An 18,220-nucleotide genomic window follows, 5' to 3' on the forward strand; every position below is an offset into this window, starting at 1 on the left:
GGTGTTCTACCAGCTCGGCCGCCCTCGCCGGATGCGGGCATCGGAACCGAGATCACGACCCCGAACAGGCCCTAGGGGCACCGGTACCCGGTGGAGATCATTGCGCACTGCGTGTGGCTGTACCACCGCTTGCCGCTCAGCTTCCGCGAGGTCGAGGAGCTGATGCCCGAGCGCGGCGTGACCGTCTCCCACGAGACCATCCGCCGCTGGCGCGCCACGTCCGGGCAGGCCTACGCCGGCGCGCTGCGCCGCCGGCGGCCCCGGCCCGGGGACACATGGCACCTGGACGAGGTCTCCATCAAGATCAACGGAGAGCGGAAGTACCGGTGGCGGGCCGTCGACGCCGACGGCACCGTCCTGGACATTCTCGTACAGTCCCGCCGGGACAAGGTCGTGGCCCGGCGCTTCCTCCGCAGGCTGCTGAAGACGACCCGCACGGTGCCACGGGGGATGGTCACGGACAGGCTCCGCTCCTACGGCGCGGCCCACCGCGAGGTGATGCCCTCCGTCGAGCACCGTTCGCACACGGGTCTGAACAACGGGGCGGAGAACAGCCACCAGCCGACGAGGCAACGCGAACGCGCGATGAAGGGTTTCGCAGTACCGGCGGGGCGCAGCGGTCCCTATCCGCGTTCGGCGGCATCTCGCCCCGCTTCCGGCCCCACCGCCGCCTGATGACCGCCACCGGCCACCGCGCCGAGATGACCACCCGCTTCGCGATCTGGGACCGGATCACCGGTGCCGCCGCCGTGCCCACCGCGGCCTGACTCGAAAATGCCACCAGGTCCCACCACACCCCTGACATGCCATCAGCCGGTCACACCCCACCAACGTGACAACGCCTCCGCGGCCACAGCGCCTCTCTCGAGCGCCTTCTGCGGCGCGGTGCCCTGCGCGGTCCGTGGCCCGAGACCATCAAGGCTCCGATCGCCCCCAAGGTCCCGGCTCTGGCAAGGTCGTCGGCTACGCCATGGGCAAGGACCTGGTCCCGGCTTTTTTTATCGCGATCAAGAACGTCGACACCGAGCCCGAGGAGTGGGCGGAACAGCGCATGACGCAGGCAGCCTCCCAGGAGGAGGCCGTGCGCAGGGTCGGCGACACCTGGGACACCCGGCGGTCCGTAGCTGCCCTGGCCGAGGCAGGACACGAGGCGACCGACAAGCGTGCGCGCCAGATCCTCCGCTACCTCGCCGCAGTCGGCCTGCTGGTCAAGACGGAACCCGGTCAAGCCGTTTACAGCGCTGTCGAGCAGTGAGAGGTACTGCCCGCGCTGTCAGCCTTGGAGGAAGCGTTCCGCTTCGGCTCGTTCCGGCGGACGCCGCCGGACGTGTGGCTCACCGCCATGCCGTCCGGCGCCGCCCCACGGTGGACCCTCCTCAGCTGATGGTGATGACACGAGCCCAGGGCGGCGGGGTGTCCGGGGCGTAGTCGGGGTTCTCTTCGTCCACGGCGCGGGCGGGACGGGGGAAGAGACCGACGACGGTGCGACAGGGCGGCTGAGCGGAGGGCCACGGAGTCTGACCATCCGTCAGGGCCACGATCACGTCAGGGCGGGACGAGGAGCGGAGTGCCCGGGCGAAACCGGAGCGCAGGTCAGTGCCCCCACCGCCGACCAGTTCGATGTTCTCGGCGCGGCAGAGCGGCACGGCGACCCCGGCCGCAGCGTCACAGGAAATCACCGAGACCAGGTCGCGCCGCCCGCCCACCGCCCGCGAGATCGCCGCCACCTCCAGCAGCGCGCTGCCCAGCTCGGCGTCGCTCACCGACCCGGAGGTGTCGATCACGACGCAGACCCGGGGCGGCGTACGACGCAGGCTCGGCAGCAGCACCCCGGGAACGCCCGCCGAGCGCCGGGACGGACGCCGGTAGCTGTGGTTCTCGCCCGCCCCCGGCGCACCCGCCGCCGAGCGGATCGCCGCCCCCAGCAACTGCCGCCACGGCTGCGGCGGATGGAACGCCTCGTCCGCCCATCGACGCCACCCCTTGGGCACGTCGCCCGGTCGGCCCTTGATCCCCTCCGCGACCCGGAAGCGGACCGCGTCCCGCTGCTGCCTGCTCAGCCCGTCCGCCCCGTCGGGCCCCAGCTCCCAGGGCCGGTCTTGTCCGTCGGCACCACTGCCGCAGTCCAGCCAGGCCAGGTCCGCGGCGAGCCCGGACATCGACGCCGTCCGCAGGTACTCCTCCATCAGCAGTCCGTCGGGCAGTCGCAACAGCGACGGCAGTACCGCCCCGGCAGGCAGGGGCAGACCTTCACCGTAGATGTCGTCGTTGATCTCGAAGTCGGCGGCGATGTTCCGCCGCAGCCTCCCCCAGCCTTCGGCCGGGGGGACCCCCCTCTCGCTTCGCTCGCCCGGCCCGTGCTCCTGGTGTTCCCGCGCGTACCTCTCGCCCCGCCCATGGTGGTCCCGGAGCAGATGGGAGACCTCGTGCACCCAGACGCCCGCCAACTCCTCCACCGGAGTGCGCGCCACGAAGCCGGGGGAGACATAGCAGCGCCAGTGCGCGTCCACCGCCATCGTCGGCACCGACCGGTCCTCCACCACGTGCAGCGCGAAGAGCGCGCCGGCCAGGTAGGGACGGACCTTCACCGCGTGCAGCCGGGCAGCCAGCAACTTCTCCATGTCCAGCGGGAGTGCGGTCCGCCCGACCGGACCGCCGGAGCCGGCCGGCGACCTCGGCACGGTGGCCCGCACCGGGCGCGGTGGCGCGGGCCGGGGCATCGGTCGCGGCAGCGGGCGCTTGTCGGTCCCCGTCACCGGCGCGCCCCCGACGCACGCCCGGCGTCGGCCGCCGCCACCAGTCCCACCGACCGGTCCGCCCGCTGGGCGAGACCGACCACCCCGGTCAGCCGCTCCACCGCCTCCGGTACCTCCCAGTCGTCGCGCCGCAGCGCGGCCAGCGCCTTCGCCGGTGCGACCAGCAGGTCCGGAGCGCCGGTCTCCAGCGCCCGGACCAGCACCGCCCAGCCCGCCTCCCAGCGCTCCCACTCCGGCCGTGCCCCGACGGCGGCCACCACCGCCTCCAGCGCCGCCTGACGCAGATCACCCCGCGCCGGCAGCTCGGCGGAGGCCGGATCGGCCAGCAGCGACTCCGGGTCCGGCAGCTCCAGCCGGTCCAGATGGGCGAGGAGTTCGAACCCCGGTCCGTCGCCCACCGCGCCCCGTACCAGCAGCGCGAGTACCTCCTGGGAGACGGAGGCCGCCGTGCCGAAGGCCAGCAGGGTCAACGCGGCCTCCCAGCTCCGGGGTGAGGGCCAGGCACCGCCGCGCCGCGTCTCGGTGTTCGGCAGCCGGTGGATCAGCGTCGGCCGGGCTGCCAGGAAGCCGCAGACCGCGCGCCGGGCGAAAGCCACAGCTTCCGGCAGCCGCTCCGGTACCAGTCGGGGCAACTCCGCCCGGGGCCAGACCCCGCCCAGTCCGCGCACCACCACTTCCCGGTCGTGCACCCAGTTCAGATGTACGAACCGGTTGGCCAGCGGCGGGCTCAGCTCCCAGCCGTCCGCCGCCGACGCGCGTGGATTGGCGGCGGCCACGATCCGAACCGCGGGCGGCAGTCGTAGTGCACCGACCTTCCGCTCGAGGACGACGCGGAGCAGCGCCGCCTGGACCGCCGGGGTGGCGGTGGAAAGCTCGTCCAGAAAGAGCAGTCCCCGTCCGGTCCGCACGAGCTCCACGGCCCACTGCGGCGGAGCCATCGGCACCCCCTGCACCGCCGGGTCGTCGCCCACGATGGGCAGTCCGGAGAAGTCGGACGGCTCATGGACGCTGGCGATCACGGTCGTCAGCGGCAGGTCGAGGGAGGTGGCGAGCTGCGTCAGGGCCGCGGTCTTGCCGATGCCCGGCTCGCCCCAGAGCAGCACGGGCAGGTCGGCCGCGACGGCCAGGGTGAGCGCTTCGAGCTGCTCGTCGGGGCGCGGCTCGGTGGTGGTCTTCCGCAGGAGGGCCAGGAGGCTGTCGGCGAGGGCGAGGTGGCCGGTTGCTGATGTGCCGGCCAGGTCGGGTACGGGTGTGTCGGCGACCGGGACGGGGGCTGGCAGGAGGGTGCTGGAGGACATGGGCATCACCAGGTGTGGGATAGGGGGACGGGGCGGCCCGTCCCGGTGTCGTGGGGTGTGCGGCGCGGAACGCACAGGTGGGGGGGAGAGGTACTTCGGAAGGGGCAGTCGGTCAGCAGGGCAGGCCGGTGCGGGGCCGGGCCCGGCTGTCCCGCTTGCGGCGCACCGCGGGAGGTGTACGGCGGTCGAGCCGGGGACGGTGGCCTGCCTCCGCGTGCCCCGCGCTCGAGGCGTTCCCGCCCCCTGCCGCACCGGCGCCGGGGTGCACGGCGACCAGCCCCGAGCGGAAGAGCCCGTGGTCGACGCGGCGGGCCGCGGCCGACTCCAGTTCCTCCCGGAGCGGCCCGTCGCGCAGGACCGCACCGGGACCGAGCAGCCCCTCGACCACTGCCAGCGCCCCAGCGACGTCGCCGTGGCCGAGCCGCTCCCGGACCGCAGGCAGTGCCTCCGGATTGCGGTGCACGGCGTCGATCGCCCGCAGGCAGGGCAGCGCGGGCCCGCCGAGGGCCACCAGCAACTCCTCCCGGCGCAGTTGGGCCGGGTGGTGATCGATCGCCGTCAGCCCCCCGTTCCGCAGCGTGATCCGGTGTACCTCGCCCCGGCACTCCACCCGGTGCGGATCGCCGGGCTCGGGGGCGGGGCGGCCGGCTACCGGTGCCGAGCCGGACGCTGCCAGAGCTGCGGCGACGAGCGGATGCAGCCGTTCAGCCGCGACCAGCCCGGCCCGCAGCAGCTCCAGGTCCGGAAGGACCCGGGCCGCCGCCTCCGGTAGCACCGGAAGCGCCGCGATCTCCTGCGGCGGCAGTGCCTCCCGCAGCGGCCGGAACGTCGGGGCATGACTGTCGTCGGGTGCGACGAGTTCGAGCACGGCGCGGCTCCGTGTGCCGAGCCGTACGGCGAAGGCCCCGCGAGGGCGCCCCTCGGCCCGCAACAGTAACTCCGCCTCGGCGGCCCAGCCCGCCACCGCCCACGGTGAATCGTGGACGGTGGGCCGAGCGAGCCGACCCGGCAGGACCGGCCGACCGGGTGCATGGGGCCGGTCGGGCGAGGGCAGGGACGGTGCCACGCCCGCACCGGACCGCCGCGCCAGTTCCCCGCTCCGTCCGGCGTCCCAGAGGTGCCGGTGCAGGTCGAGCCGGAAACGCCGGTCGGGGTGCGGATGCGGGTGGTGTCCGGGGAGGCTGTTCTCGGACCCCTCCCACAGCGCCAAGGACATCCGCTGTCCGGCGTCCGCCCAGGCCGGCGGTGTCCGCATCACCAGTTGCAGCGGCGTGGCACCGGAACTCCGGTAACGGACCAGAGAGAGGGTGAGGCCGGGCCGGAGCCGCCCGTCGGGGACGATTCGGGGCATGTGCCAGCGGAGCAGATCCGGCGCGAGTCGACGCAGGTCTGCACGTAGGTGAGTGACGAGATCGGTGCCGTGGCGGTCGCGCACGGCACGCAGATCGAGATCGACATCGATCCGGGCGGCGGCACACGCGCCCGCCCAGTCACCGACGGCACGCCGTGCGGTCGCGGTCTCGATCATGGACGGTGGCACGGCGTACTCGCGTACGCGCTGCCACATCAACAGGCGAGTCGGAGTCTCGTTCGCGAAGTGATGTGCCATCAGCACTCACCTTGCGTGAACGATTCCCCCGATCCATGTGAGGAGAAGTTCTTCATCCCCAACATCGTAACCACACCCATGATGATCTGTCAGTCCCCATAGGCCGCTCATCGACCGTTCTTCGAGGTGAGCCGAAACACGGGTTGGGTCGCTCGTCCCTGTGGGGCATAGCCTTTGAACAGGCGTTTTGCAGCCTCGCTCGATCATGGCAGGGTCGGGCTGCATGGCGTTGCGCGTGCTCTACCTGGTCTTCCTGAGGCTTCTCGGACCGTTCCCGCTGTGGTCTCGGTCGGAGGAGGCCAAGAACGTCGAACTGCTCGCGCTGCGCCACGAGGTCGCGGTGCTGTGCCGCCGACTCGGCGTCCAGCCGCGCCTTACCCGGCCGGACCGCGCCGTGCTCGCAGCTCTGACCCGGCACCTACCGGGCAGGCTGCGCCGGCACCGCCTGGTCAGCCCCGATAACCTCCTGGCCTGGCACCGACGTCTGCTGCGCCGGAAGTGGGAGCAGAAACCCGCAGGCACCGGCCGACCGCCGATCCCCGAGGAGCTCACCGCCCTGATCCTGCGCCTGGCCAGAGAGAACCCCGCGCGGGGCTCGACCCGCATCCGGGGCGAGCTGCGCCGCCTCTGCCACCGCGTGGGCGCCTCGACGATCCGCCGCACCCGGCGCGGCGCCGGCCTCGGTCCCGCACCCGGACGCGGTCCCAGCACGGGGCCCACGTGGCGCGAGTTCCTCCGCTTCCAGGCCTCTGGGCTACTGGCCGCGGGCTTCTTCCACGTCGGCACCGTGATTTTGAAGCGGCTGTACGTGTTCTTCGAACCGCATCGCCCCGTACTTCGCGACTCGCTCCGCCCTCGCCTGGGCCCGCGGCGCCGCCTTCTTCGCGTTGTAGACCTCCGTCAAACGCACGATGGCCTTGTCCTGGGTCGCGAACCCGGACTCCTCCACCTGCCTTCCGGCCGCAGACCGATACCGGATCTTGTACGGGTGAGGGCACTTCGACCACCGCGACCGCGGATGCTCGCAGTCCTTGAAGAACGACCCCACCCCACGAACCAGGGCAGGGGAGCTCACGGTTGCTGACTCCTCCGGGACCGATGCTGACCGTCGGCGGTCTGGAACGCCGCTGACCTGCGTTGATGCGCGCATGGTTCGCTATGTTCTGGAACTGGATCGGCCGGACCCAGGAGGAGATCGAACAGGCCCGCCGGGACTGGATGGAAGGCACCCGCTTCGGCGAAGTGAAGGGCTACGACGGCGCCCCGCTGCCCGCTCCCGAGCTGCCGCTGAAGCCGCGGGGGAGGGTTCGCTGACCTGAGGAAGCGGCTGTGGGGCAAGCGCATCGGCGTGCGCATCGCCCGCACGGGTGTCGAGTCCGGCGAACGGTTGGGGCGCCGCAGGTGGGTCATCGAACGCACGATGTCCTGGCTGACCGGATACCGTCGGCTCAACGGCGCTGTAAATGTCCGACCACCAGCGGGCCGTCGCGGCCCTGGCGGCGTTCCTCAGCCCGAGCGAAGTCAAGCCGGTATCAAGATAGTTGGCCTACGGATGCACGGCTCTGTGTGAAGCTTTCCCCATGACTCACCCGCGTGAAGAAGTCAGGGCCAGGCTGCAGACCGATCGCCCGCACTCCGCCCGTGTCTGGAACTACCTGCTGGGAGGCAAGGACAACTACCCCGTCGACAGCGAGGCCGGTGAGGTCATCCTGAAGACCTTTCCGGAGTTCGCCGCCGTCGCGCGGCTGCAGCGGAGGTTCCTCGCGCGCGCCGTGCGCTTCCTCGCGGGCGAGGCCGGTGTCCGCCAGTTCCTCGACATCGGCACCGGACTGCCCACCGCCGACAACACACACCAACTGGCCCAGCGCATCGCGCCGGAGAGCCGCATCGTGTACGTCGACAACGACCCCCTCGTCCTGGTGCACGCGCAGGCCCTGCTCACCAGCAGCACCGAAGGCGCCTGCGCCTACGTCGACGCCGACGTGAGGGACCCGGAGCGGATCCTGGCCGAGGCCGCCACAACCCTGGACCTCAGCCGCCCGGTCGCCCTGACCATGCTGGGCATCATGGGGCAGATCTCCGACGCCGAATGCCCCGCCGACCTGGTGAGCACGCTGATGTCGGCCCTGCCCCCGGGCAGCTACCTGGCGCTGAGCGACGGCACGAACACCAACGAGGCGCTCAACACCGCGATCGGGGTCTACAACGGGCAGTCGGCCAACACCTACCACCTGCGCTCGCCGCAGGAGATCGCCTCCTTCTTCGCCGGTCTGGATCTGGTGGAGCCGGGGGTCGTGTCCACGGCCGCCTGGCGCCCGGACGCCGACCGGGCCGAGGAGGACACGGCCGACGTCTCCGTGTGCGGTGTCGCGGTCAAGAAGTGACCCGCTCTGCCGCTCGGTAGTCCCGCGGAGGTACCCCGCGGCGCCCGGCGGAAGACACGGCTGAAGCGGAAGGGGCCGACGCTGCCGGACGCCTCGGTCACCCGGGCGACCGGCAGCGCGGTGCTCCGCAGCAGCCGCGCGGCGCGCCGCAGGCGTTGCGGGTGCCGATACATCATCCGCCCAGTTCACGGCCTTGATCGGCTGTCTCTGACGTGGCTGCCGGCTACTGGACACGGTGCCAGTACCGCCAGACCGAGAGGCCGGTGCCGCGGCGGTGGACATCGCCCAGTGGAGGCCTGGCACCACGTCCGCGGCACACGACGCCCGATCGCTCTCCCGAGACTCGCATGATCACGAACCGGACATCATGCGACTGTGCCGAGTCGGCGGGGTCCGCAGCTCGTGGGCGATGCCGCTGACCCTGGCCTTGTGCTGCGCTTCCAACCGCTCGCGGCGCGCGGTGAGATCGCCGAGGGCGGCAACGCGTGCGGGCTGCGGCGGTGGTTGTCGGCGTACGCGCTGACGTTCACTCGTACACGGACAGGACACGATCTCGATCACTCGGTGGCCGCTGTGGTTGTGGGAGGTTGCCGTACCTTTCTTCCCTCTTGCCTGGCCGGAGAGACCTGGTGCTCGGAGGCTGCAGGGCTGGGGGAGAATGGGCGCGCTGCCGGCTCGACGAAGGACCACCATGACAACCGACGTACCTCTGCCCGGGGCGGAGGGTGATCGTTTCTGGCGGGAACGCCGGATCTGCTTCCTGGCCACCCACCGCCCGGACGGCAGTCCGCATCTCGTCCCCGTGGGCGTCACCTTCGATCCCGAGGCCGGCATCGCACGCGTCATCAGCAGCGTCGGCAGCAAGAAGGTCCGCAACGTCCGGGCGGCCGGACCCGGCGCGACGGTCGCGGTCAGCCAGGTCGAGGGGCGCCGCTGGTGCACCCTCGAAGGCACCGCGCTGGTCAAGGACGATCCGGAGTCCGTCGCCGAGGCCGAACGGCGCTACGCCGAGCGCTACCGGCCGCCCCGTCCCAACCCCGAGCGTGTGGTCATCGAGATCACCGTGACCCGTGTGATGGGCACAGTGCGGCCGTCCGGTTGGTGACGTGCCTCGTCGGTGACGCTCGCCCTGCCGGGCGCAACCCCGGCCGACGGCCCGCCGCGCGTGGCCGGGCAGGACGCTGCCGACCGGCCATCGCCGTCACTGGGGTGTATGCGCTGTCCGGGCGTCGTGAACGTGCCGACCTGGTCAGCGGCGGACGGCCGGTGGCCCGGACAGCCCGGCGAAGTCAGTCAGCGCGAACGGCACTCGACCGGGCCGGACTTGGGATCGAGCAGGGCCTGGGCGTCAGGGGTGCAGGATCAACTTGCCGTGTGGGTGGCCGGCTTTGCTCAGTTCCTGGGCCTTGGCGGCGTCGGCAAGCGGGAGGCACCGGAGGCACCGGTCGATACGGATGCGTAGTCGGCCGTCGGCGGCGAAGGCGATGCCCAGTTCGGCGACCCTCATGTCCGTGATGGTGACGATGCGGTCGGTGGTGCCGCCGCGCAGTTCCACGGATGCCTCCAGGACGCCGTACTGCGGGTGTCGAATCATCATCCGCCCTGGTCGAGCGGAGTGGTGGTACTCGTGGAGGGTGCCGCCGAGTCGACCTCGTACCTGGCCTGGACAGCGAGCGGGTGGAGGAGGTCCCCGTCCGCATCAAACGGTCCATCGGTGACGCGGTCCCCGAGGCGGCGCAGGCCTTCCTCGACGTCAACCACCGGAACGCCCCGGAGGCGCGGGAGACATGGGAGAGCTCCGCCGCGACGGGGGAGCGCGGCGGAGCCTGAGGCACGCGTGCCCAGCCGCCGGTGGTTCATGCACACCGGGCCGAAGGAAGTGTCCCCGGTGCCCGCGAGCGCCCCGCCGGCCGGGTCACCCCCGCTTCACTCCTCCTTCGCCTCCAGCACGAACACGGGGATCTCCCGGTCCGTCTTCTCCTGGTACTCGGCGTAGGGAGGGAAGGCCGCGACGGCTCGCTCCCACCAGTCGGTCTTCTCCGCCCCGGTCACCTCGCGAGCCGTCATGTCCTGCCGCACCGGTCCGTCCCGGAGTTCGACCTGCGGATGGGCCTTGAGGTTGTGGTACCAGACCGGGTGCCTGGGCGCTCCGCCCAATGAGGCCACCACCGCATAGCGCCCCTCGTGCTCGACCCGCATCAGCGGGGTCTTGCGCAGCTTGCCGCTTCTGGCGCCCCGACTGGTCAGCAGGACGACGGGCAGGCCGGTGTCCCGCAGGGTCGTTCCCTGCGTCCCGCCGGAGTTCTCGTACAGCTCCACCTGCTCGCGCACCCACTGTGTCGGACTGGGTTCGTACTCGCCCTCGAGAGGCATGGCATCCGTCCCATCGTCGTCGCGTTCCGCGGCTGACTCGGTTTCCCGTGCACCACCGAAGCGCACGGGACGCATCCGCTCCGGGACCAGTCTCGGCCGCACCGGCGCAGGACCCCGGTCGTCACGGCGCCGTCGGCGTGTCCACGGCACCGTGATGCGCGCCCGCACCGTCGGGTGCCGTCACGTTGTCGGGTTTGCAGGTGCCTGACGGCGCGTCGTGGCATGGTGGGGCCCGCGGTACGGGCCTGGGCTCAGGCCCTGGTGGGAGTGGTGTTCCACGGAGGACACGACCTCGCGGTGGGCCGCACGACAGGAGCGCGGCCGGTCGGTGACCATCACCCGCGGCACGGTGCGGGTCTTCTCGAGCAGTGTGCGGAAGAACCGTCGGGCCGCGGCGGTGTCCCGGCGGTTCTGTACCAGGATGTCCAGGGCGGTGCCGTCGGCGTCGACGGCCCGCCACCGGTACTTCCATTCTCCGTTGATCTTGATGGAGGCCTCGTCCAGGTGCCACGTGTTCCCGGGCAGGGGCTGCCGGCGCCGCAGCGCGCCGGCGTAGGCCTGCCCGGACGTGTCGCACCAGCGGCGGACGGTCTCACAGGAGACGACGACGCCGTGCTCGGGCACCAGTTCCTCGGCCTCGCGGAACGACAGCGGGAAGCGGAAGTACCGCCACACGCAGTGGGAGACGACCTCGACCGGGTACCGGTGCCCCCGGTACGACGGCGACGCGCTCCCCACGGTGGAGTGGACCACCGTCCGCTTCCTCCGGCAACGGACTGCCGCCCACCTCGAGGACCTGCGACGTCGTCATCCTGTCCGTCCCCTTCGAGCGCATCCCGGACGCGACCGTTCCCTTCCCGCCACCGTCCCCGCGGTAGCGACCGACTTACCGCTCGATGCCTCCGACGGGCCGGTGGACAGGGGCGCCGAAATATCCCGGGCCTCGTCGGTGTTCCCGGACACGGGCACGGTCGGCATTCGGCGTGCCCGCGCCACGTACTGGTGTCTGTCTCTCCGAGAGGTCTGTTACCCGTGACTGTCCCGCTCTCCATCCTCGACCTGGCGCAGATCGGCGAGGGCGAAACCGCCGCCGACAGCTTCCAGGCCAGCGTGACCATGGCCCAGCACGCCGAGGAGTGGGGCTACCGGCGGATCTGGTACGCGGAACACCACAACATGCCGACCATCGCGTCCTCGGCGACCAGCGTGCTCATCGCGCACATCGCCGCGCATACGCGGACCATCCGCCTCGGCGCCGGCGGCATCATGCTGCCCAATCACGCACCACTGCCGATCGCCGAACAGTTCGGAACCCTGGCGACGCTGCATCCCGGCCGCATCGACCTGGGCCTGGGCCGGGCACCGGGCAGCGACCAGCAGACGATGCGTGCGCTGCGCCGCGACCCCGGGTCGGCGGACACCTTCCCGCAGGACGTGCTGGAGCTGCAGGGCTACCTGGCAGGTGAGTCCCGCATCCCAGGTGTCGACGCCACACCGGGCAAGGGCACCAACGTGCCGCTGTACATTCTCGGTTCGTCCCTGTTCGGTGCGAAGCTCGCTGCCGCACTCGGGCTTCCGTACTCCTTCGCCTCCCACTTCGCCCCGAACGCGCTGCGGGACGCCGTCGCCCTCTACCGGCGCGAATTCCAGCCGTCGGCGCAACTGGACAAGCCGTACGTCATCGCCGGCGTCAACGTCATCGCGGCGGACACGGCGGAAGAAGCCCAGGAGCATTTCCACGCCACGAAGCGCCACCGCGTGACCCAGATGCTCGGCCGAGGCGGCCGGACATTCACGCCGGAGGAGGCGGACATGATCCTCGAGACCCCCGCCGGACAGCAGGTTCTGCACATGCTCCAGTACACCGCCGTCGGCAACCCCGCCGAGGTCAAGGATTACCTGGACCACTTCACCGAGCTCGCCCAGGCGGACGAGTTGATCATCGTGTCCTCGGCCATCGACAGGAAGGCATGGCTGAGGTCGCTGGAGTTGCTGGCGGAAATCAGCGGACAGGCATCCGCCTGACGGGCCGGGGAGCTGTCGAAAAACAACTCCTCGGTTCCGGGCACGGGTTCATCGGCTCAGCGCGTGGCCGGCGATGGCGGCGAGTCGGTCGGCCGTGGTCACGGTGATGGCGCCGGTGGGAATGGTGCGGTCGAGGGCCTGAAGGGCACGGGTGGCCTCGCGGACGGCGCCCCGATCAGCGCCTCGGAGGTGCCCAGGAGTGCCGCGAGTGGCGCTCGGGGAACACCCCAGCGGGTCTTGAGCATTGAGCACGCCGAAGTTTCCCCGCCCCATGGCAGAGACGACGAGTCAGACGCGAGCCTGACACCTGACCCCGCGCTTGCCGGTAACCTCATCCGTCCTGTTCGACGCGCCCCTCGCCGAGGCGGGCATCGAGGTGGTGCTCGGCGGCGTCCGGATGCCGAGGATGAACTCGATCATGGAGAGGTGGGTGCGGACCCGCCGGTGCGAGCTGCTGGACCGCATGTCGATCTGGAACCAGCACCACCTGCTCCACATGGATGACGTTCTCGGCAAGGACAACGCTGCTGGCCGACGCGGTCATCGGGGCAGCACTTCATGCCTCCGGCAGGGAGGCGGGCAGGGGTGTCAGGACGGTGTCAGGGCCGCGGAGTCAGCGGTGTGATCGGCGAGTGCGGCGGTCAGGGCGCGATCACTTCCGGCGGTCGCGACGAGACTGAGCCCGACGGGGCCGGCCGGGCTCTGCGCTCCGGGCAGGGTCAGGACCGGCAGGCCCGCCACGCTTGCAGCGCAGATCAGCTGCACGGTCGCGGTACGCAGTGCCATGCCGGTGACGGCCGGGCCGGGCGGGGGAGCCGCCGTCGGGGCCGCCGGCTGTACGAGCGCGGTCCCGGGCGGGATCAGTTCGGCGAGCGTGCTCCGCGCCCGGCCCACGGTGTCCCGGGCCCACGTGAGGTATTCGGCCGGCATGCCCTCGCCCGCAGCGATGGCGTCTGCGACGAGGGGCGAGACGGCCTCGCGGTGCGCCTGCAGCCAGCTGCCGTGCAGCTGCCACATCTCCACGGCCTGGAGGACACCCAGCGCCTCCGCCCACTCCTCGAGATGCGCGGCGCAGGTGCTGCTCCTCGGCTGCAGCGGGACGGCCAGCCGGTCCGCCCACGCGTGGGCTGCGTCGTGCAACGGCAGACGCAGTGCCGGGTCCACCAGGTCGAACAGGTCCGTGGCCAGGAGCAGCCGTTTGATCGGCTGAGCGGGTCGCCGTGGAAGGAGCACGTCGGACACCCGGCTGAGCAGTTGCGGTGTTCGGGTGATCCAGCTCACGGTGTCGAACGAGGGTGCGAGACCGATCTGGCCGGTGTCCGGGACCAGACCGTGTGACGGCCGCAGGCTGTACAGCCCGCAGTAGGAGGTCGGCACCCGCACCGAGCCCGCCGTGTCGGTGCCCAGACCGATGTCGGCCAGCCCCAGGGCGACGGCGCTGGCCGAGCCGCTCGAGGACCCTCCAGGGACCCGTCCGGGCGCCGCGGGATTCGGCGGCATCCCGTAGTGCGTGTTGAGCCCGGACAAGCCGTAAGCCAGCTCGTCGGCCCGTGCGATACCGGTGACGTCCGCCCCTGCCTGCAGCAGGGCCTGGACGGCCGCGGCGTGGGCGGACTCGATCGGCGCCTCGCGCAGCCATGCCGGATTTCCCGCCCCGATCGCATGGCCGGCGACAGCGAAGAGGTCCTTCACCGCGACCCGGGAGCCGGACAACACGCCCTCCTTGGGCGCCGCGACCAGCGGATCACCGACAACACGCCAGACCGATGGGTCGATCTCCCCTGGAGCCGAGACGTCATCGCGGGGAGCGCGTGTCGTTCCACCGCTGTCGTGGCGAGGCGGGATCAGGAGCGGCACGTCGGCAACGGCAGGACTCGGCTGCTGGGCAGGCATGAGTGACCTCTACATGATCGGGAGGCAAGTGCGTACAACCGTTTGTACAGGATGGTCCACCGCCTGCGGCCCTTGCCGGTCGGGTCCAGACCCATCGGCGCCGTGCAGAGCCGCCTTCGCGGACAGCGACGGCACCCTCTCATCCACGCCGGTCAGGCGCCGCCGCTTCTTGACGAGCTGCGGCTCGAACCTGCCGACCAGGTCCCGGGTGACCTTCACCTCGACCGGGCCGACGCCGGTCAGTACGGTCTTCGCCCGGGTTCCGTTCCTGCTGTTGCCGCTGTTACGGCCCTCGGCGTCGTGCTTCTCGTATCCGAGATGATCGGCGCTCTCGCCCTCCAGAGCGGACTCCAGCACCCGCTTGGTCAGCATCTGCAACAGGACGCCCTCGCCGGTCAGCTGCAGCCCCTGGGGACTGCCGCCCCGCCCCGCCGCGCCCCGCCCCTGCCGGTTCCGGGCTCCGACCGGCCTCGCCGCCGCTCCGCCCGGTGTGCCGGAGAGCGGGCCGCACAGACGTATCACTCGCTCGATCGGGCTAACCCCGGGCCAGGAAGGATCACCGGGGCCGCCCGCACTCATACGCTCCATGAGTGACTCGTACGAACGCCTTGAACACCGGCCGCGACGACTTCCTCAGCTGGGCGACGGGGGAGAGAGGCGTCGCACTGCCGGCGCGCCTCACGGACGCCGTGCTGACGATGCTCGCGCTGCGCGGAGCGGACCGCAGGGCGGGCGTGCCGGAGCCGACCCCCGGCCTGCTGCGGCAGGTGCTGCACGAGGACCTGCCGCAGCTGCTGTGCGCCGGCGACGACGAGCTGGACGCCCTGCCCGGCGTCCTCGGCACCCTCGCCGACCGGGTCCGGGCAGCGGGCCGGCTCAACGCCAAGCGTCACGCGCGCCTGCTCGCCGCCGTCGAGGACGCCGTGCCCGGCTTCCGCCGCGCCATGGCGGACCCGGCGAATCTGACCTGGCACCGCTGGTACGCGTCGCTGCTGACCGCCGACGGCGTCGACCCGGACGACCCCGCCGCCGTGGGGGCCTGGCTCGACGCCCACGAGAACACACCGCACGCCGACCGGCCGGCCCTGCCCGAGCCGCTGCACCGTTCCGACCTCGCGGAACGGACGTTCGCCGTGCGGATCCGTCTCGGCGAGGCGCTGCTCGCCGCGTTCGCCCGCGACACCCGCGAGGCGTCACCGGCGGGCCCGCTGCTGCCCACACCACCGCTGGACGACCGACGCCCCGACGACGCGCTCGCCGGTGAACTGGAGCGCATCGCCGACGTGTTGACCGACCGGTGGACCGCGGCGGGGCTTGCGGAGGCGTTCGCCGCCCGGCACGCCGCACTCGCCCCCGCCCCGGAGGCGATGCCGCACGTCGTGCTCGCCGACCGCATGCTCGACGAACACCTCGACTACTACGGCGACCCGTCCGTCCCGCTGCCGCCCCCGCCGGCGGCCCCGTCGCCCGACGAGATCCGGGACCTGCTGCACGCCGCCCCGCTCCCCGCGGCGCTCGCGGCCGGGACCTTCGACGACGAGCTGCGCGAGGTCGCGGAACGCTGCGGCCTGCCCGGTCCCGCCACCGCCGTGTGGGCCGACGGCACCCCGCAGGAGCTGCTCGAGCTGGCCGCCGACGTCCTGGCCGCCCAGGCCGAACGGCTGCCGCCGGTCACCGGCCCGCAGGAGGCGTACTCGTTCGACGCAGCACACCTCCTCTACTCGCTGTACGAACGCGGCAGCACCCCCGACTCGGTCGCCCGCAAGATCGCCGACGCGAAGTCCGACGGCCTGCCGCCCGAACTGGAGGACGCTCCGACGCCCGTGTCGCGCAACGTCCCCGACGCCTACGAGCTCCCGTCGCCCGAGGAACTGTCCCAACTCCTTGGGATGCCCGCCGTCACGGACGCCGACCGTGCCGAACTCGACGCCCCCGCACACGGACTGGCGTCGCTCGTGGACCAACTGGCCGCCACCGGCTGCGTCTTCCGTACCGGCGACACCTACGGGCTCACCCCGCTCGGCGCCGCCGTCATGCGCCACGTGCTCACCGCCGGCCATGTGGCCGCCCCCGACCAGGAAACCGTGGCGGAGTGGAACGCGGCCGAGACAGTGGCCGCCACCCGCCACTGGCCCACCCGGATCGCCGCAGCCACGCTTGCCGCGTGGGCCGCGCACCGCGGGGGCACGGACGAGGCATGGGGCGAACTGCTCGACGCAGTCTCCGCGGCCAAGGCCGACGAGGCCGATGCCGCCCGCACGTCCGAGTACTTCGCCCGCCTCGATGTCGCCGCGATCCCCGACACGGTGCTGCGCGCCGCGCTCACCGACCCGGTGACCGGGGCCGCCGCCCGCGGGCTGCTGCTGGCCCGGGGAGAGTCCGTCCCCGAGGACACGGTCCCCCTCACCGCCCGCGCCACGGTGCTCGTCGAGGAGCTGGACCAGCGCTGGATCGACGACATGCTCGGCCATGTGAAGCGCCGGTACGACGCGGGCGAGACGGGCACCCCGGCCGCGGCCGACATCCCGCCGACGACCCTGCTCCCCGCCTTCGACACGGCGGCCGCCACCTGGCCCGGCGGCGCTGCAGCCCTCGCCGACGCCCTGGCCGAGGCGGACCCGGGCACGTCGCTGCGCATCCTGGACACCCTGCACGCCCACCACCCGGACCGCACGGTGGCAGACGCGGCGGCCCACGCGAAGAAGACGGCGCAGCGGGCATCGTCCGGGCGCCGCCGCTGACATCCCCCCGGCCCCGGCCGACAGCCTGCAGGCGCGCCCACTCTGCTGCGTACCCATGCCTGGGCCCGGCAGGGGCAGCGGGGCGTGACGGTGGACACGGGGGCCTGCCGAGCGGCGGTGCGGATGTGACGATCCGCACCGAACCCAGCAGGCCCTCACCTGTTCAAGCACCCGGCTGTGCGTCGGTATCACCCGGCACAGCGCGTCAGGCCCGGTACTGCCCCCACGGCGCCGGTCAGACGGCTGGTCCCTCGCTGTCGAGCCGAACGGCCGGGGCGACCGTTCTCGACGACGTATGCCGCTCGGGCGGAGACCGGCGCACCGGACCTGGTGACATAGGGGACGACCCGGAAGTCGGTCGTCCACAGGTCCGGCGTCACCGTGGCCCGGATGTAGCCGCGGCGGTAGAACCGGGAACAGCGGCAGACCATCGAGATTCTGAAAAAAGCCGCGGCCTTCTTCGCGAGGGAGTGGACGAAGTAGCAGTGCGCTTCGTGTTCATCGCCGTGTGTACAGCGCCCCGAGGATCACGGCGGACAAGAAGGCGGCAGTCTTCCCGGACCTGATCGGCCGCGACTTCACCGCAGCCGGGCCGGGCACCCGGCTGGTCTCGGACATCACGTAGCTGCCGACCCTCGCCGGATGGCGGTACCTCGCGACGGTCATCGACCTGGCGACCCGTGTGGTGATCGGCTACGCGATGGCCGATCACCACCGCGCCCGCCTGCGCAAGCACTCCGTCCACGGGTACGTCACCCCGGCCGGGACCAGGAATCTGACAACGCAAGACCTCACCCCGCAGCGTGACCATCCGCTGTCCACGATCAAGGGGGGAACTCCACCACGCGACTCCTCCACAGCCGCGTTCTCAGCGGCCTGATCAACGAATACAGCGATGTGGCTTGACCAGCAGAGACGAATATCCGAACGGCGGCGGCCAGGTGCTCGTCCATCGGTCCTGGTGCTGAGGGCCTTCGTCACCGTCGCCGTCGCCGCTTTGCGGGCGGATGCGGCGGGTGGCTCGCCTGGAGTGTGGGCACGGGGCCGGCGGCCGTCTCGTCAAAGCCGAGCGTGTTCTCGCCGTAGAGATCGTGCAGCCAATTGGACTGGTAGATGGTGTCGAGATAGCGCTCGCCGAGAT

At 71.8% G+C, this 18,220-nt stretch carries 12 protein-coding genes and 9 pseudogenes; 10 read left to right on the forward strand and 11 right to left on the reverse strand.

The annotated features are described in order from the left end of the window. Positions 1-90: 90 nt before the first annotated feature. Positions 91-635: pseudogene (locus JL475_RS35195) on the forward strand (IS6 family transposase); the annotation flags it as partial. Between the two features lie 335 nt (positions 636-970). Continuing rightward, the gene (locus tag JL475_RS35200) at positions 971-1,255 is read left to right on the forward strand and encodes a hypothetical protein (protein ID WP_237409190.1); all 285 of its coding nucleotides are present in this window, start codon (positions 971-973) and stop codon (positions 1,253-1,255) included. 121 nt (positions 1,256-1,376) lie between these two features. Here the strand turns inward: JL475_RS35200 and JL475_RS35205 are convergent, their stop codons facing one another. The 4 genes from JL475_RS35205 to JL475_RS35220 all read right to left on the reverse strand — a co-directional run bounded on the left by JL475_RS35205 (position 1,377) and on the right by JL475_RS35220 (position 6,738). Next, positions 1,377-2,621: a VWA-like domain-containing protein gene (locus tag JL475_RS35205; protein ID WP_202282279.1), complete on the reverse strand. Its 1,245-nt coding sequence runs from the start codon at positions 2,619-2,621 to the stop codon at positions 1,377-1,379. 131 nt (positions 2,622-2,752) lie between these two features. After that, entirely contained in the window at positions 2,753-4,054 is a 1,302-nt protein-coding gene (locus JL475_RS35210) for an AAA family ATPase (RefSeq protein ID WP_237409191.1), read from the reverse strand. 112 nt (positions 4,055-4,166) lie between these two features. Continuing rightward, entirely contained in the window at positions 4,167-5,663 is a 1,497-nt protein-coding gene (locus JL475_RS35215) for a hypothetical protein (RefSeq protein WP_202282280.1), read from the reverse strand. Positions 5,664-6,417: 754 nt separating this feature from the next. After that, positions 6,418-6,738 (reverse strand): hypothetical protein, encoded by a 321-nt coding sequence (locus JL475_RS35220; protein ID WP_307825266.1) that lies wholly within the window; start codon positions 6,736-6,738, stop codon positions 6,418-6,420. A gap of 83 nt (positions 6,739-6,821) precedes the next feature. Here JL475_RS35220 and JL475_RS35225 point away from each other — a divergent pair. The 4 genes and pseudogenes from JL475_RS35225 to JL475_RS35240 all read left to right on the forward strand — a co-directional run. Continuing rightward, a pseudogene (locus JL475_RS35225) lies at positions 6,822-6,977 on the forward strand (pirin family protein); the annotation flags it as partial. 37 nt (positions 6,978-7,014) lie between these two features. Further along, a pseudogene (locus JL475_RS35230) lies at positions 7,015-7,113 on the forward strand (IS5/IS1182 family transposase); the annotation flags it as partial. Positions 7,114-7,243: 130 nt separating this feature from the next. Then, positions 7,244-8,047, forward strand: a complete 804-nt coding sequence (locus JL475_RS35235) for an SAM-dependent methyltransferase (protein WP_202282282.1) — start codon at positions 7,244-7,246, stop codon at positions 8,045-8,047. A gap of 691 nt (positions 8,048-8,738) precedes the next feature. Then, entirely contained in the window at positions 8,739-9,152 is a 414-nt protein-coding gene (locus tag JL475_RS35240) for a pyridoxamine 5'-phosphate oxidase family protein (protein ID WP_202282283.1), read from the forward strand. Between the two features lie 243 nt (positions 9,153-9,395). Here JL475_RS35240 and JL475_RS35245 read toward each other — a convergent pair. Beyond that, positions 9,396-9,605: pseudogene (locus JL475_RS35245) on the reverse strand (NADP-dependent oxidoreductase); the annotation flags it as partial. An 83-nt stretch (positions 9,606-9,688) separates the two neighbouring features. Between JL475_RS35245 and JL475_RS35250 the strand changes: the two are divergent. After that, positions 9,689-9,877 (forward strand): annotated as a pseudogene (locus JL475_RS35250) (hypothetical protein); the annotation flags it as partial. A 96-nt stretch (positions 9,878-9,973) separates the two neighbouring features. Here the strand turns inward: JL475_RS35250 and JL475_RS35255 are convergent. Further along, a complete protein-coding gene (locus tag JL475_RS35255; protein ID WP_202282284.1) occupies positions 9,974-10,420 on the reverse strand; it encodes a nitroreductase family deazaflavin-dependent oxidoreductase in 447 nt (148 codons plus the stop codon). 249 nt (positions 10,421-10,669) lie between these two features. Beyond that, a pseudogene (locus JL475_RS35260) lies at positions 10,670-11,158 on the reverse strand (IS6 family transposase); the annotation flags it as partial. 294 nt (positions 11,159-11,452) lie between these two features. On the opposite strand from JL475_RS35260, the gene JL475_RS35265 reads away from it, so the two are divergent. Beyond that, a complete protein-coding gene (locus JL475_RS35265; protein WP_202282285.1) occupies positions 11,453-12,445 on the forward strand; it encodes an LLM class flavin-dependent oxidoreductase in 993 nt (330 codons plus the stop codon). 331 nt (positions 12,446-12,776) lie between these two features. Here the strand turns inward: JL475_RS35265 and JL475_RS41590 are convergent, their stop codons facing one another. From JL475_RS41590 to JL475_RS35280, 3 genes and pseudogenes are all read right to left on the reverse strand, one after another. After that, positions 12,777-12,989, reverse strand: coding sequence for a hypothetical protein (locus JL475_RS41590; RefSeq protein WP_202282286.1), 213 nt, complete (start codon positions 12,987-12,989; stop codon positions 12,777-12,779). 44 nt (positions 12,990-13,033) lie between these two features. After that, positions 13,034-14,338 (reverse strand): amidase family protein, encoded by a 1,305-nt coding sequence (locus JL475_RS35275; protein WP_272933014.1) that lies wholly within the window; start codon positions 14,336-14,338, stop codon positions 13,034-13,036. A gap of 114 nt (positions 14,339-14,452) precedes the next feature. Next, a pseudogene (locus JL475_RS35280) lies at positions 14,453-14,749 on the reverse strand (transposase); the annotation flags it as partial. A gap of 179 nt (positions 14,750-14,928) precedes the next feature. Between JL475_RS35280 and JL475_RS35285 the strand changes: the two are divergent. Beyond that, positions 14,929-17,079, forward strand: coding sequence for a hypothetical protein (locus JL475_RS35285; RefSeq protein WP_202282288.1), 2,151 nt, complete (start codon positions 14,929-14,931; stop codon positions 17,077-17,079). A 556-nt stretch (positions 17,080-17,635) separates the two neighbouring features. Then, positions 17,636-17,797 (forward strand): annotated as a pseudogene (locus tag JL475_RS40735) (IS3 family transposase); the annotation flags it as partial. A gap of 259 nt (positions 17,798-18,056) precedes the next feature. On the opposite strand, the pseudogene JL475_RS35290 reads toward JL475_RS40735, so the two are convergent. After that, positions 18,057-18,220, reverse strand: a pseudogene (locus JL475_RS35290) (2,3-diaminopropionate biosynthesis protein SbnA); the annotation flags it as partial.

The organism is Streptomyces sp. M2CJ-2 (assembly GCF_016757295.1).
Classification (GTDB): Bacteria; Actinomycetota; Actinomycetes; order Streptomycetales; family Streptomycetaceae; genus Streptomyces.